Annotated in this window: 1 protein-coding gene; it reads left to right on the top strand. The window is 49.2% G+C overall.

The annotated features are described in order from the left end of the window. Positions 1-300 (top strand): hypothetical protein (locus IV91_RS0112890; protein WP_233418478.1); only part of this gene is annotated, 300 nt, incomplete at its 5' end. Between the last annotated feature and the right edge of the window lie 155 nt (positions 301-455).

The following is a 455-nucleotide window of genomic DNA, read 5'->3' as shown; positions in this document are numbered from 1 at the left end:
GTTGCGAAAAAAAAGGAGACTGACATGGATTCAGTCACTGTTACAAAAAAGAAGCCAGGGCGACCGACAAAATCAACGGATGGAGTGGCAATGCCTCCACGACTCCGCCAGAGGTTGTATCGACAACGAAAACGACTCGCGACTACTGAGGCCATCGGAAATGAGAAAACCGCGTCTACAGGTGTGTTGATCGGTTTGCTCGAAAGTCTCGCAAAAAATGATGCCCAATACTCCAATGCTGGCATCAAAAGAATTCTGATTGAATTATGTAACCGTTACGAATTAATCAGAGACCAATGATCTTCCCAGTGGGGGGGTGGTGAATCCCATTCATTTCAACCACGAAGCCGCCGGACATACCGGAGTTTTGCTGGCAAGGTTGGAGCAGTTTTCAGAGAAGCTCTGACGACTTCGGCACGGTACAACGAGGCCAGCTTCCCGATCTGCGATCTGGC

Origin of the sequence: Ferrovum myxofaciens, assembly GCF_000735045.1 — a bacterium.
GTDB lineage: Bacteria > Pseudomonadota > Gammaproteobacteria > Burkholderiales > Ferrovaceae > Ferrovum > Ferrovum myxofaciens.
This window is presented reverse-complemented; position numbering and strand designations above follow the sequence as displayed.